The organism is Paenibacillus naphthalenovorans, assembly GCF_900099895.1.
In the GTDB taxonomy this organism is placed as follows: Bacteria; Bacillota; Bacilli; order Paenibacillales; family NBRC-103111; genus Paenibacillus_G; species Paenibacillus_G naphthalenovorans.
Genome location: NZ_FNDY01000001.1, coordinates 76,323 through 89,587, shown reverse-complemented (window position 1 = coordinate 89,587; position 13,265 = coordinate 76,323). Strand labels below are relative to the sequence as shown.

The 13,265-nt window shown below is 51.7% G+C and carries 13 protein-coding genes; 2 read left to right on the top strand and 11 right to left on the bottom strand.

What is annotated here, in order from left to right; all coding sequences use genetic code 11:
• Positions 1 to 12: 12 nt before the first annotated feature.
• Positions 13 to 108: a stressosome-associated protein Prli42 gene (gene prli42, locus BLT35_RS26690; RefSeq protein ID WP_149917076.1), complete on the top strand. Its 96-nt coding sequence runs from the start codon at positions 13 to 15 to the stop codon at positions 106 to 108.
• Between the two features lie 21 nt (positions 109 to 129).
• On the opposite strand, the gene BLT35_RS00465 is transcribed toward prli42, so the two are convergent.
• From BLT35_RS00465 to lpdA, 4 genes are all read right to left on the bottom strand, one after another.
• The gene (locus BLT35_RS00465; protein WP_062408921.1) at positions 130 to 1,494 is read right to left on the bottom strand and encodes a dihydrolipoamide acetyltransferase family protein; all 1,365 of its coding nucleotides are present in this window, start codon (positions 1,492 to 1,494) and stop codon (positions 130 to 132) included.
• Between the two features lie 76 nt (positions 1,495 to 1,570).
• Positions 1,571 to 2,551, bottom strand: a complete 981-nt coding sequence (locus tag BLT35_RS00460) for an alpha-ketoacid dehydrogenase subunit beta (protein WP_062408922.1) — start codon at positions 2,549 to 2,551, stop codon at positions 1,571 to 1,573.
• 5 nt (positions 2,552 to 2,556) lie between these two features.
• Positions 2,557 to 3,567: a thiamine pyrophosphate-dependent dehydrogenase E1 component subunit alpha gene (locus BLT35_RS00455; protein ID WP_054817765.1), complete on the bottom strand. Its 1,011-nt coding sequence runs from the start codon at positions 3,565 to 3,567 to the stop codon at positions 2,557 to 2,559.
• A 117-nt stretch (positions 3,568 to 3,684) separates the two neighbouring features.
• On the bottom strand, positions 3,685 to 5,109 hold the full coding sequence (lpdA, locus tag BLT35_RS00450; RefSeq protein ID WP_062408923.1) for a dihydrolipoyl dehydrogenase: 1,425 nt from the start codon (positions 5,107 to 5,109) through the stop codon (positions 3,685 to 3,687).
• A gap of 149 nt (positions 5,110 to 5,258) precedes the next feature.
• Here lpdA and BLT35_RS00445 point away from each other — a divergent pair, with 149 nt between their 5' ends.
• On the top strand, positions 5,259 to 5,528 hold the full coding sequence (locus BLT35_RS00445) for a DUF2627 domain-containing protein (protein ID WP_062408924.1): 270 nt from the start codon (positions 5,259 to 5,261) through the stop codon (positions 5,526 to 5,528).
• 25 nt (positions 5,529 to 5,553) lie between these two features.
• Here the strand turns inward: BLT35_RS00445 and BLT35_RS00440 are convergent, their stop codons facing one another.
• From BLT35_RS00440 to ahrC, 7 genes are all read right to left on the bottom strand, one after another.
• Positions 5,554 to 6,414 (bottom strand): hypothetical protein, encoded by an 861-nt coding sequence (locus BLT35_RS00440; RefSeq protein WP_062408925.1) that lies wholly within the window; start codon positions 6,412 to 6,414, stop codon positions 5,554 to 5,556.
• A complete protein-coding gene (locus BLT35_RS00435; protein ID WP_054817762.1) occupies positions 6,408 to 7,118 on the bottom strand; it encodes a glycosyltransferase family 2 protein in 711 nt (236 codons plus the stop codon). The genes BLT35_RS00440 and BLT35_RS00435 overlap by 7 nt, the downstream gene beginning before the upstream one ends.
• Before the next feature lie 20 nt (positions 7,119 to 7,138).
• Complete coding sequence (gene steA, locus BLT35_RS00430) at positions 7,139 to 8,392, bottom strand: putative cytokinetic ring protein SteA (RefSeq protein WP_254777482.1); 1,254 nt, start codon at positions 8,390 to 8,392, stop codon at positions 7,139 to 7,141.
• A 159-nt stretch (positions 8,393 to 8,551) separates the two neighbouring features.
• On the bottom strand, positions 8,552 to 9,355 hold the full coding sequence (gene spo0A, locus BLT35_RS00425; RefSeq protein ID WP_054817761.1) for a sporulation transcription factor Spo0A: 804 nt from the start codon (positions 9,353 to 9,355) through the stop codon (positions 8,552 to 8,554).
• A gap of 241 nt (positions 9,356 to 9,596) precedes the next feature.
• Entirely contained in the window at positions 9,597 to 10,940 is a 1,344-nt protein-coding gene (spoIVB, locus tag BLT35_RS00420) for a SpoIVB peptidase (RefSeq protein WP_171005830.1), read from the bottom strand.
• 137 nt (positions 10,941 to 11,077) lie between these two features.
• Positions 11,078 to 12,778 carry a DNA repair protein RecN gene (gene recN / locus BLT35_RS00415; protein ID WP_074726784.1) on the bottom strand — a complete coding sequence of 567 codons (1,701 nt, stop codon included), beginning with the start codon at positions 12,776 to 12,778 and terminating at the stop codon, positions 11,078 to 11,080.
• Positions 12,779 to 12,798: 20 nt separating this feature from the next.
• Positions 12,799 to 13,248 carry a transcriptional regulator AhrC/ArgR gene (gene ahrC / locus BLT35_RS00410; RefSeq protein WP_054817786.1) on the bottom strand — a complete coding sequence of 150 codons (450 nt, stop codon included), beginning with the start codon at positions 13,246 to 13,248 and terminating at the stop codon, positions 12,799 to 12,801.
• Between the last annotated feature and the right edge of the window lie 17 nt (positions 13,249 to 13,265).

Genomic DNA, 13,265 nt, shown 5'->3' with positions numbered 1-13,265 from the left:
GAGTTGAATCTTATGCAAAACAAACTTATTTTCAAGATTATCGTATATGTGATGATCATATCCATGCTGTTGTCCACGCTGCTCTTCACCGTGGGGATGCTGCTATAGAATGTTGTTGCCAAGCAAGTTCTAGTATAGCTTCGTATCCTGGTTATAAGCTTCCAGATTTTCCTTGACACGCTGCAGGAACCGGCCGCAGATCACCCCATCCAGAATACGGTGGTCAAGGGACAGGCATAGATTGACCATGGAACGAACGGCGATCATGTCCTGAATAACGACCGGCTTCTTTACGATCGACTCGAAGGTTAGAATCGCAGCTTGCGGATAGTTGATAATCGGATAGGAAAGAATCGATCCGAACGAACCGGTGTTGTTGACCGTGAACGTGCCGCCTTCCAAATCGTTAAGCGTCAGCTTGCCGGTTCTTCCCTTCCGGGTCAGCTCGTCGATTTCCCGGGCAAGGCCGGCAATATTTTTTTGATCAGCCTTCTTGATGACAGGCGTAACCACGAAATCCTCAGTGCCTACGGCAAGGGAAATATTGATATCCCGTTTGACGATGATTTTATCGACGGCCCAAACCGAGTTTATGATCGGATAATCCTTAATGGCGCTCACAACCGCTTTAAGCAGGAACGCGAGATAAGTCAAGTTGATGCCTTCCTGCTTCATAAATTCATCCTTGACCTTGTTGCGCAGCAGCACCAGGTTCGTGACATCCGCTTCGATCATCGTCCATGCATGAGGAATTTCCGTCACGCTTTGACGCATTCGGCTCGCGATGGTGTTGCGGATCGGCGTCACGTCGATCAAATATTCTCCGCGGCCTTCCAGAGAATGTCCTTCCACCTCGATCTTCGGTAATGGCGGATTCTCCGACAAATGAATGCCAGTCGAGCGGACAGGCACCTTCGGAGGCTCGGGAATAAATACCCCCTCGACTGCGGCTGCGGCAGCTGCGGCCTTATTCGCTTCGGCTGCCGGCATGACAGATCCCGGGACGGCTGCACGCCCGGAAGCAATGAATGCTTCAACGTCCTTGCGGGTAATACGGCCGCCCAACCCCGTTCCCTGCACATCGCCAAGAGAGATACCGTGCTCGACCGCCAGCTTCAGCACCGCCGGAGAGAAACGGCCGCCCAACCCCGGATTTTGGGCTTCCGCCGCCGGACGTGATAAAGTGCCCGGCTGTTCCGTTTGTGCCGCGCCGTTTGCTGCGGCGCCGTCCGCCGCCTGCTGTGGCTCCTCAATGATACAGATCGCTTCTCCCACCGCCGCCGTGGCCCCGTCTTCCACCAAAAGCCGAACGAGCCTGCCTTCAATGGGCGAAGGCATCTCTACCGTTACCTTGTCCGTAATCAGCTCGCAAAGCACATCATATTGCGCTATGTAATCCCCGGGCTGCCTAAGCCATTTGCCGATCGTCGCCGACACCAGACTCTCTGCCAAATGGGGAACGGTAACTTCAGTCCCCTTCATGTTCTCCTTCATGCTGCATAACCTCCTATGAAAACGCCGGCCTGGAGGACGGCTAAATACGTCAGCTTCAAAGGGCTCGCTGCCTGCCTTAGAACAATGCCAGCTTCCGCATGGCTTCCATGATTTTATCCGTATTCAAGAGGAAAAATTTCTCCATCGGAGGATTCATCCCTACAGCCGGCACATCGGGCGCGCACAGCCGCATGATCGGCGCATCGAGCTCGAACAGAAGCTCTTCCGCGATGATCGCGGAAACCTCCGCGCCGACTCCGCCGGTTTTGTTGTCTTCATGAATAATTAATACCTTGCCGGTTTTGCTTGCTGCTTTCAGAATCGCTTCTTTATCAAGCGGTTGAAGGGTGCGCAAATCCAGAATATGCGCACTGATGCCTTCCTTGTCCAGCTCTTCCGCCGCTCTCATCGCATATTGCACGGTCAGTCCGTAGGAAATCACCGTAATATCGGTGCCTTCCCGTTTCACGTCGGCCTTGCCGATCGGTACGATATAATCGTCTTCCGGCACCTCGCCCGTGATTCCCAGGTAGCATTTTTTATGCTCGAAATAGAGAACCGGATCAGTATCACGAATCGCCGCTTTGAGCAATCCTTTGGCATCATAAGGGGTAGACGGGGCAACGATCTTCAATCCGGGAATGCCGAAAAATACGGACTCCGGACACTGCGAATGGTAAAGGGCCCCACCCCCTGTCGCTCCGTAAGGCGCGCGTATGACGATCGGACAGTTCCAATCGTTGTTGGAGCGGTAGCGGATCAAAGCCGCCTCGCTGATGATCTGGTTCGTAGCAGGAAAAATAAAGTCCGCATACTGCATCTCGGCTACAGGCTTCATGCCGTACATCGCCGCGCCAATCGCCACTCCTGCAATGGCCGATTCCGCCAGCGGCGTGTCCATTACGCGTTCTTCCCCGAACTGGTCGCGCAGCCCTTTGGTCGCATTCATGACGCCGCCCTTGCCGACATCCTCGCCGAGAACGAACACATCTTCATCCCGTTCCATTTCTTCTTTCATTGCCGTACGAATGGCTTCCAAATAGGTTATGACGGCCACGATGATTATACCTCCCCTGAATCGGCATACACATGCCGCAGCGTATCTTCCGGTTTCGGAAACGGCGCTTGCTCGGCGTAATTCGTCGCCTCGGTCAGTTCCGCTTTGATTTGCTCCATCAGTTCGGCATCCCGTTCTTCGCTCCATACACCGCATTCGATCATATACCGCCTGAATCCAATGAGACCGTCTTTGGCACGATTCTCCTCGACTTCTTCCTTGGTCCGGTAAAGCAGATCGTTATCGGAAGTAGAATGCGGCGGGATGCGGTACATGACCGCTTCAATCAATGTCGGCCCTTCACCGCGAATGGCCCGCTCGCGTGCTTCCCTGACCACGCGGTACACCTCCAGCGGATCCCGGCCGTCTACCTTGATACCTGGAAATCCGTAGCCGACAGCCCGTTCCGCAATGCTTCCGGCCGTCTGTTTGTGAAGCGGGGTCGAAATCGCATATTGATTGTTTTCGCACATGAAAATAACCGGCAGCTTATGTACGCCTGCAAAATTGCAGCCTTCATGAAAATCGCCCTGGTTGCTGGAACCGTCTCCGAATGTCACGAACGATACGAAGTTTTGACGCTTCATCTTTGAAGCCAGCGCAAAGCCTACGGCATGCGGCACCTGCGTCGTTACCGGACTTGACCCCGTGACGATGTTCAGCTTCTTATGGCTGAAATGCCCCGGCATTTGCCGGCCGCCGCTGTTCGGATCTTCAGCCTTGGCGAAGACCGAAAGCATAAGCTCCCTGAGCGTCATTCCGATGGTTAGAACGAATCCGTAATCGCGATAGTAAGGGAGGAAATAATCTTTTCCCTTTTGCAGCGCGAATGCGGCAGCCACCTGCGCCGTTTCCTGTCCGATGCCGGATACGTGAAACGCAATTTTCCCGGAACGCTGCAAAACAAACCCTCTCTCGTCGAACATTCGGGCCTTCAGCATATATGTGTACATCTCAATGATTTGATCGTCGCTCAAACCAAGCTGCCGATGTTTGGTTATTTGTCCGATGGACATGGGGCAGACGCCTCCTTATCATCATCACCTAATATTATTACCAGGTGCTAGTACTTGACACTATATATATTATAAACCGTTTGGTTTATGAACACAATTTCAATATTTCAAGTACGATTAAACGACAATAGCCTTCCCGTCAACGGCCAGCATGGCGTCGCCCAATATTTCGGACAAGGTCGGATGCGGATGAATCGTTTGTCCGACTTCCCAAGGCGTCGCCTCAAGCAGTTGCGCCAGCGCCGCTTCCGAAATCAGATCGGTTACATGAGGACCGATCATGTGCACACCCAGTATATCATTTGTTGCAGAGTCGGCAATCACCTTCACAAAACCGTCGCTTTCTCCGTAAACGAGCGCCTTGCCAAGGGCCTTAAAGTGCACCTTGGAGGTCTTGATTTGATGACCGCGTTCTATCGCCTGCCGCTCGGTAAGTCCGACGCTCGCCGTTTCCGGACGCGAGTACACGCAGCGTGCAATCTGGTGGGAAGCGTAATGATGGACTGTATGCCCGCATATATGCTCAGCCGCGGCGATGCCTTCGTGGCCCGCCGCATGAGCCAGCTGCAAGCCGCCGACGCAGTCCCCCACCGCATAAATGTGCAGCTCCGCCGTCTGCATCACGTCGTTGACACGAATATAGCCGCCTTCAACTTTGACGTCGGTATTCTCCAGGCCGATCCCTTCGACGTTGGCCTGACGTCCCACGCACACGAGTGCGATCTCCGCTTCCAGCATATGCCGCGCTTCCTTGTGCTCAACGGCGAGCTGTACTCCGGAATCGCTCTTCTGCAGCGTATCGGCCAGTACCTTGGCGCCGGTCCTTACGGTTACTCCCCGTTTCTTAAGCAGACGTTCAAGCTCGCGCGATACCTCCTCGTCTTCTCCCGGAAGGAGCCTCGGCGCATATTCCACAACCGTAACCTGAACGCCGAAATCGCTGAGCATGGATGCCCATTCCACTCCGATCACGCCTCCGCCGATAATCACAGCCGACGCCGGAAGCTTCTCCAGACGAAGGGCATCGTCACTGTTCAGCACGCGAACCCCGTCCGTATCCAAACCCGGAAGACTCCGCGGGCGCGAACCTGTGGCAATAATCAGCTTCTCCGGCACCAGCGTCAGGATTTCCCCGTCCTCCTGCTCCACCGATACACTGCCGCTGCGCGGCGAGAAAATAGAAGGGCCGATGATTCTGCCTATTCCTGAATATACGGTAATTTTATTTTTTTTCATTAAATATTGAAGTCCGTTATGCAGCTGTTCAACGATCCCGTTTTTGCGGGAGATCACTTTTCCGAAATCGACCCGGACTCCGTCGGCCTCAATCCCGAATCGCTCACTTTCCTTCATCGCTGCATACACTTCCGCGCTCCTTAAAAGCGCCTTGCTCGGAATACAGCCGCGGTGAAGACAGGTTCCGCCCAGCTTGTCCCGTTCGACGATGGCCACATTCTTTCCAAGCTGAGCAGCGCGAATCGCTGCCGAATAACCACCGATGCCTCCGCCAAGGACTACGATATCAAAAGCATGCGTCGTCATTATATTCCCTCCGAAACTATGATTCTTCTATTTTAACCATATTCGTCTCAAGAAATATAGTCCAATTTGTGAAAAGGCATGAAATGTTCTTGAAGTTATGGTAACGTTAATGACATAGAACGTTTTATCGGAAAAAGAAGGAGCCGCACATGAAAGTCACCTTATACCGATTTATCGCCATGCTGCTGTTGGTCATTCCGGGCCTGATGGCGACCTACGGATTTCTGGCCATGAAGGATGCCTGGTTCGCCCAATTCGATCAAACGGCTGCCGATCCGGGAATTCTCTGGGGCAAGATGATTCTCGGGTTGATTTTATTCGGAGTGGGGGTCGCCTTTATCGGAGGATGGATTTTTTTTCGCGACCGCAAGCACAATTATGTCGCCCCCAGATTTCGGGAAAAACGTAAAAAGGGATAGCCGTACAAGGCTGTCCCTTCATTCGTTATACCCGTTCCCGTCCGGCGCCGTCCAGCCAGCGCAAAAACCGGTTTGTCTCAATCAAGCTGCTTAAAGAGCGGCGCCACGTTAACATATGCAAGGCGACGAACACAGCAAGGGCAGCCCCTTGAAAGAGCTCCGGCGTCAGTCTTACGATGCCGATGCCAAGCGCAAAGCCGAGCAGATTGGCGCCGGTATCGCCAAGCATGATCCGCCCCTTCAAGTCAAGCGGAGCAAGCAGCAGCGCGCCGACAAGGACCGGCGCCAGATTATGCCACAGCTGCGCCCCTCCCGGGGCTGCATCTGTTGCCATAAGAAAGCTGCTCCAGCCGATCATCCCCATGAAAAAGAAAAACATTTTCAACGCCCTGCCGGGACGGACATCAAACAAGTTAACGCCGTTCGTTGCGAGGAGCACGAGCAGGAGCTGGCGCGGCAGGTCCCACAAGCTGTCTTGGTCCGGCAGCAGAACAAGAAGACCGGCCAGGCCGGCCGCCGCGGCTTTCAGGATTCCGGTCGTGATGCTGCGTTCTCTCTTCCACGCCAGCCAGTGGCCGCGTATGCCTTTGGTTCGCTTATCGCCCTTCACATCGTCTAAAAAACCCGCAAAGCAAATGATGCTCAGGGAGAGCACCCATACCGCATCCGGATTCCAAATGCCGGTGAAATTGTCTATGACAAAACTGGCCAGAAGAAGAAGCCAGATGAGCAGCCCCCCGGCTGTAGGAATGGAGTCCCCGGTATAGTTGCGTTCGGTAATCCCGTGCTCCTGCAAAAACCGCAAGCTGCCGGGCATAAGCAGACGGCCGATAGCTAACAGTGCCGTTACGGGCAAAATCCACTCCAGGACAAAACCAGTCAACATACCGGTTTCCTCCAGCATTCCCATAACGCGAGACCGACGGCAACGAACTGTTTGCCGCGGTGCACAAAGCCGCCCCAATCCCTTCCTGTTTCCCTATGGCCAAAAGGCACAGCGAGCTCCATCACACGATAACCGAGCTTGACGGTATCGATCAGCATGCCTACTTCTACCCCAAATCCGGTGTAAACACGTCCACAGCGCTTCCATACTTCCGCCCTTACCGCGCGCTGACCCGATAACGGGGCTAACGATGAATAACCGCTTAAAGCTTTCACTCCGCGCGATGCGAGACCTTTTACCAGTCCGAAGCCTGCAGGCTTGTTGACCTGCGGAAGACGTGCAACCGTCAAGTCGGCCTGATTTTGGACTAACGGTTCCAACAATACGGGAAAGCAGGCTGCGGTTTCTCCCAAATCCGCATCCAGAAATACAAAAATTTCTCCCCCGGCAGCCCGGCAGCCCGCTGACATCGCAGCCGCCTTCCCTCTGTTAACCGGAAAACCGATAACCAGATCCGCCCACGGATAAGCAGCCGCTCTAGTGTCATCATCACTTCCGTCATCGACGACAATAAGCTGAAACTTAAGCGCGCGGGGCTTCGCCCCTTCTATTGTTGATATGACCCGGTCCACCGCCTTCAGCGTTGCGGGAAGACGTTCCGCTCCATTCCAAACGGGAATAATGACGGATACAAGTGTCGTCACATTCGCCCCTCCTTGTAAATCTAGAACCAGGATCGAACAAAAGATTGCCAAGCCCTGCCGATTCTGAGCGGTTTCATTGTCTCGCCGTTCGGGTACAGCCGGCTGATTCCCCTGGCGTCAATCAGCTTGCTGCCTACCTTCATGCGTACAAGCCAAGTGCTTCCCATGCCTTTACGGCCTTTCTCAAGAAAATCCTGCATATGGCTGTGCAGGCCGACGGCAACGATTTGTTCGCATCCCCCGTCATAAGCCAGCAACAGCGCAGCGTCCTCACTGGTCCCGCCGCTTGGCAAAAGCACTCCCGACAAATGCAGCCTGTGCAGCCGTTCCAAGCCTGGAGCTGTTCCGTCGATGTAGCTATGTACGATAAGCTCGGCACCGGAGCATAAAGCCCGATCCGTCACGCTATCCATATCCCCGATAATCAGCCGCGGAGCGTACCCGAGCTCAAGCAGCGCGTCAGCTCCGCCATCGACACCGATGAGCACCGGATCCTCTCGCTGTATGTAAGCATGTAAAGCCGCCAGGTCTTCCTTATATCCGTTTCCCCTAACGACGATAAGGGCGTGCTTCCCTTTCAGCTTCGTTCGGAGAGACAGGCAGGTGAGCGGGTCAATCAGCCAATCTTTCTCTTGATTGGCATACCGAAGCGTGTTGTCGATAAATTCCCGGAGCCGAACGGGCTCCGCTTTTCGTGCGGCACGATAAGCCTCCAGCCACATTTGTCTGGTGAATCTTTTGCAGGGAAGGAAGGCATGGCCCAGATCGATGCCGTTCTCGGTTATGACGAGTTCGGGGGTTCCGCTTAAAAGCTCGAAGAATTCCGGAGCCGTTTCCAGCAGCGGCAGCCCTGCATCAAGAAGCAATAAGCCCGCCCGGCTTGCGAAGGTGCCGGTAGTGGTTTTGCCTGTATTAATCACCGCCTTAACCTTGGCAGCGATTAATCCCCGTACCGCCAACTCGTCCAAATCGTCGTGCGCGATAACGGCTATGCTGCCTGGACGAATTCTCTGCAACAGCTGCTTCGTGCTGCGGTCCGCTTCCACTTTTCCTTTCATGGGCCAACGTTCCGGTGTGCCATTCCATTTCATGATCACAATCACCCGTTTTCCGACGAAATAAATTGACGGGTAGGCTTCCCCATAGTCGGCAGATTCTTCGCATGTGACCAGCACCTGTCTTCTAAGCATCCGCCTTGCCGAGGATGTCTGTTTGCTGCATAAGGGTGAAGCCTCCTTCAATATTTCTTTTAACGTTCCCCATGCATCTTTCAAGTATGCAGCAAAAAAACGGCATCCTCTTTCGATACCGTTAGATTTCCATAAACCAATCACCCGACAAATCATTTCGATTTATCGGGTGATGGATTGGATGTGAAGAATATAAACTTTTTAAATGGCAGTAACCAACTATTCCAGTTAATCCTTACCCTTTCAAGAAACCTTATGCTCGATCCGCAGCTTATCCGCCACCATTGCGATGAATTCGCTGTTGGTCGGCTTTGCTTTGGAGATATTGATCGTGTAGCCAAACAAATGGCTAATGCTCTCGATATTGCCGCGCGTCCATGCGACCTCAATCGCGTGGCGAATCGCGCGTTCGACGCGGCTCGGCGTGGTTTTGTATTTCTCGGCAATCGCAGGATACAGCGTTTTGGTGATGGCCCCGAGAATTTCAATATTGTTGTACACCATTGTAATGGCTTCACGCAAATATTGGTATCCTTTGATGTGGGCAGGAACACCGATTTCGTGAATAATCGAGGTAATGTTGGCATCCAGATTTTTCGCTTTTGGCAAATGAACGATATTGGCTTTCGCTTGCATTGAAGATGACATCATCGACATCGTTTGGTTAGGGCCCACCAATTGACGAATGCGGTTCGTCAGAATCTCCATGTCGAAAGGCTTCAAAATGTAATAAGAGGCGCCAAGCTGAACCGCTTTCTGCGTAATATTCTCTTGGCCAAAAGCAGTGAGCATAATAATTTTAGGCTGTGGATTTAAATCCCTTTCACGGAGTTTCTCAAGCACACCCAGACCATCCAAATGCGGCATGATAATATCCAGAATCAGCACATCCGGAACTTTGGGGCTTTGCTCGATTAAACGAATAACATCGTTTCCGTTATAGGCTACACCCGTTACCCTCATATCCTCCTGATCATCGATAAATTCAGATAATAAATTGGTGAATTCACGGTTATCATCCGCTAAAAGAACTTCAATAGTTTGCAACAGAAAGCTCTCCCTTCATTTGCGACAATTACGTTAGCATTATTTACCTAATAATATGATTTCGACACACACTTTAAAATTCCTTCTGTCGAATATTATTTTTGTGGATTTTTTATCAGTTTTATTTTATAATAAATAATTTAATTCATTATTATACATTTTTCGACAAACACTTTATTTTCTATATCTGAATTCGCACCAACTATCCTTTCTTCGTTCAGGTAAAAAAAATGAAGGCGATTTAGCTCGCCTTCATTGCTTTTGTTCCTTCCTGATTTCCCGTTGACCGGAGCATAATGCCTGCATCCTGCAGCATCCATTCGATAAAACAACCATAGCCGCTTGTCGGATCATTAACAAATACATGGGTGACCGCACCAATGACCTTGCCGTTTTGAACGATCGGACTGCCGCTCATGCCTTGAACAATTCCCCCCGTTTTTTCCAGAAGACGGCTGTCGGTAATTTTGATGACCATTCCTTTGGTTGCAGGGTACTCTTGTTTGGCCACATGGATGACTTCAATATCGAATTTCTCGACTTTTTGGCCTCCGATCACGGTATAAATTTGTGCAGGACCTTCTTTGACTTCCTCCGCAAAGGCTACCGGAAGCACCTTATCGCTCAGACTGTGGGAAGGAGCTTCGTACATCTTGCCGAAAATGCCGAATTGCGTGTTTTTCTCAATATTGCCAATTGCCTTGCTTTCTCTGGAAAACTGGGCTCTTTTTTCACCGGGTTCGCCATTTTGGCTTTTGGAGATGGAGGTCACATTGGAATGAACGATCTCTCCATTACCTACCACAATCGGCGTTTGTGTATCCATGTCAGTAATGATATGCCCCAGGGCACCATACACGCCTTGATCCGGGGCATAGAATGTCAGCGTACCGACCCCCGCTGCGGAATCACGAATATACAGTCCCAGCCGGTATGCATTATCCAGCAGATCATAGGCAGGAGTAATTGGAATTTCCAACGTCTGATCACCGCGTAAAATCGTTAAAGAAATGGGTTTTTTACTTTCACCCGCCGCCTTGACAAGCTCAGCTACCTTGCTCACATCGTTTACGGGTTTACCGTCCATTTTGACGATCAAATCTCCAAGCTGGACTTTCGCTTCTTCGCCCGGCGACGTCTTTTTATCCTCCGCAACGGCTACGAGGTGATGACCCACCACCATAATGCCCGCCGACTTCAGTTTTACGCCGATGGTTTGCCCGCCTGGTATGACTTTGAGATCGGGTACGACATTGACCTTTACCGTTTTGAGCGGGATTTTGCCAAACAATTTCAGCTTCATTTCCGCTTGTCCGGCTTTGTAGGATTGTAAAGAAATAGGATGATGAAGATCCACTTGAAATGAGTGCTCGGCGGTTCCGTTCACTTTTAATATTTCCGGATGATTAATGGTCAACTGTGCATTCACCGGCATGGATAGCTGTAAATGGGCTTGTTGTCCGGTAAAAAGTCGAAGCTCCTCGGGGAATGAGGCAAAGCTGCGGAATGGGGTGGTTAAGCTCCCCCAACAAACGAAGAGGACGAGCAGTAATCCAATCAATCTTTTTCTCTGGTTGGAACTCAATTCGCTCACGCTCCCTTGCTTCCTCTGCATAGCGGCATCTTATCCTGTACACCAACATGATTCAAATACCGCTGATGTGTACCTTTAAGGTAACCCCCGCCCATTTCTTTTATAACACCAAAATGGTGCCACCCCCGTTAGACCATCCTTGCCTTTTTATCATTTGCCAAGGCAAGCATTTCCTGTGCGTGCTGGAGCGTCTTCTCCGTGACCTCTACTCCGCCCAGCATCCGCGCCAGTTCATGAATCCTCTCGTCAGTACCCAGGTCGTCTACATTCGTATATGTCCGGTCGCCATCCGTTGTTTTGTGTATACGGTAATGCGCGTCCGCCATACAGGCCACCTGCGGCAAATGGGTGATCGAGAACACTTGACAGCTCTGCGACAGCTTGGACATTTTCTCAGCAATCGCCTGAGCCGCTCGTCCGCTTACCCCGGTATCCACCTCATCAAAGACGAGAACCGGTATCCGGTCCACCCGGGCAAATATCGATTTCAACGCCAGCATGACCCTCGATATTTCACCGCCGGAAGCGATTTTGCTTAAAGAGCGAAGCGGCTCTCCGGGATTCGCCGAAATCAGAAATTCGACTTGATCGGCACCGTCTCTTGTCAGCTTCCTCCCTTCCACCGGTGCGAAATGCACTTGAAACTGCGTCCTCTCCATATGAAGCTCACGCAGCTCCGCTACAATCTCCGCCGAAAGGCGATCAGCTACGCTTTTTCTTAGGCCGGTCAAATCGTCCGCCAACCGCTGAAGGGCCGCAAATGCCGCTTGTTCCTGCTTTTCCAGCTGCATTAGCTTCTCATCTTTATTCTCGATGAGATCCAGCTCATGCGCAATTTTATCCCCATAAGCCAAAATGTCGGATACGGTATCTCCATATTTTCTCCTAAGAGACGATATTGTATCCAGTCTTTGTTCGATAAAATCAAGACGAGACGGGTTGAATTCCACCTCGTCCCGGTAATCCCTGATTTGATAGGCCGCATCCTCAAGCTGATAATAGGAACTCTGTACCTGTTCGGCAATAGACTGAAGCTTAGCCGGGTCCAGCCCGGCAATATCCTGAAGCTTCTGCATGGCGCGGCGCACCGAGTCAAGCCCTTTGCCTCCGCCATAGAGAAGATCATAAGCGTCGGCCGCGTTCGAATACAGTTTCTCCGCGTTTCCCAGCTTTTGTTTTTCCTCTGCCAATGCCTCATCCTCACCCGGTTTTAATTGGGCGGCTCGGATTTCCTCAACCTGAAAACGGTACAAGTCCATCATCTGCAAATTTTGCTTGCTCGTATCCTGCAGCTCTCTCACTTGCTTGCGTATGGTTTGATAAGCATCATAAGCTTCTTGATAGGCCCGTCTGGCAGGGGCAATCTCCGCTTCTCCGAACAGATCGAGCCAGCGGAGATGCTCCTCCACCTTAAACAAGGACTGATGCTCATGCTGCCCGTGAATGTTCACGAGCCATTCGCCGACTTCCTTCAGCATGGCCAGATTGACGAGCTGTCCGTTAATGCGGCTTGTGCTTTTGCCTTGCGCCGTAATTTCTCTGCGTATGATAAGATGCTCTTCCGGGTCCGCTTCTATTCCCAACCGCTCCAGAACGGCCCACACCGGATGGCCGGGCTCTATTCCGAACATCGCCTCAATAGTAGCTTTGTCGCTCCCGTAGCGCACCAGATCGGAAGAGCTTCTGCCGCCTGCAATCAGGCTCAGCGCATCGATAATAATCGACTTCCCCGCTCCCGTCTCCCCTGTCAAAACATGAAAACCGTTTTTGCAGTGCAATTCAACATGTTCTATCACCGCCAGATGGCGGATGGACATTTCCAGCAGCATGGTTCACACCTCTTTTGGCTTCATCCGAGCATTCCAAGAATTTGATTTACCACATGCGCGCTTTGGTCTTTCGTACGGCATATAATCAGAATGGTATCGTCGCCGCAGATCGTTCCCATAATCTCGTTCCATTCCAGGCTGTCAATGAGAGCTCCAATGGCATTGGCTGTGCCCGGCAAGCTCTTTAGCACCACCAGATTTTCGGTATGATCGATATGTACAAAATGATCGTTGAGCGCCCTGCGAAGCCGCTGCATCGGATTATAACGCTGATCGGCAGGCACCGAATACTTGTATCTCCCGTCATCGAGAGGAACTTTCATTAAATGCAATTCCTTAATGTCCCGGGAAATCGTTGCTTGCGTTACGTGAAACCCGGCGGTTCGAAGCTGCTCCACCAGCTCATCCTGGGTTTCAATCTCGTTATTTGTAACGATTTCACGGATCTTGATATGTCGTTGGGCTTTCATGGTATCCTCCCTGCTGC

Bases quoted from the DNA above. Each gene is read 5' to 3' on its own strand.
- BLT35_RS00440 (WP_062408925.1), bottom strand. From the start codon at position 6,414: ATGTTGACTGGTTTTGTCCTGGAGTGGATTTTGCCCGTAACGGCACTG.
- lpdA (WP_062408923.1), bottom strand. From the start codon at position 5,109: ATGACGACGCATGCTTTTGATATCGTAGTCCTTGGCGGAGGCATCGGT.
- BLT35_RS00445 (WP_062408924.1), top strand. From the start codon at position 5,259: ATGAAAGTCACCTTATACCGATTTATCGCCATGCTGCTGTTGGTCATT.
- BLT35_RS00465 (WP_062408921.1), bottom strand. From the start codon at position 1,494: ATGAAGGAGAACATGAAGGGGACTGAAGTTACCGTTCCCCATTTGGCA.
- recN (WP_074726784.1), bottom strand. From the start codon at position 12,778: ATGCTGCTGGAAATGTCCATCCGCCATCTGGCGGTGATAGAACATGTT.
- ahrC (WP_054817786.1), bottom strand. From the start codon at position 13,248: ATGAAAGCCCAACGACATATCAAGATCCGTGAAATCGTTACAAATAAC.
- BLT35_RS00455 (WP_054817765.1), bottom strand. From the start codon at position 3,567: ATGTCCATCGGACAAATAACCAAACATCGGCAGCTTGGTTTGAGCGAC.
- prli42 (WP_149917076.1), top strand. From the start codon at position 13: ATGCAAAACAAACTTATTTTCAAGATTATCGTATATGTGATGATCATA.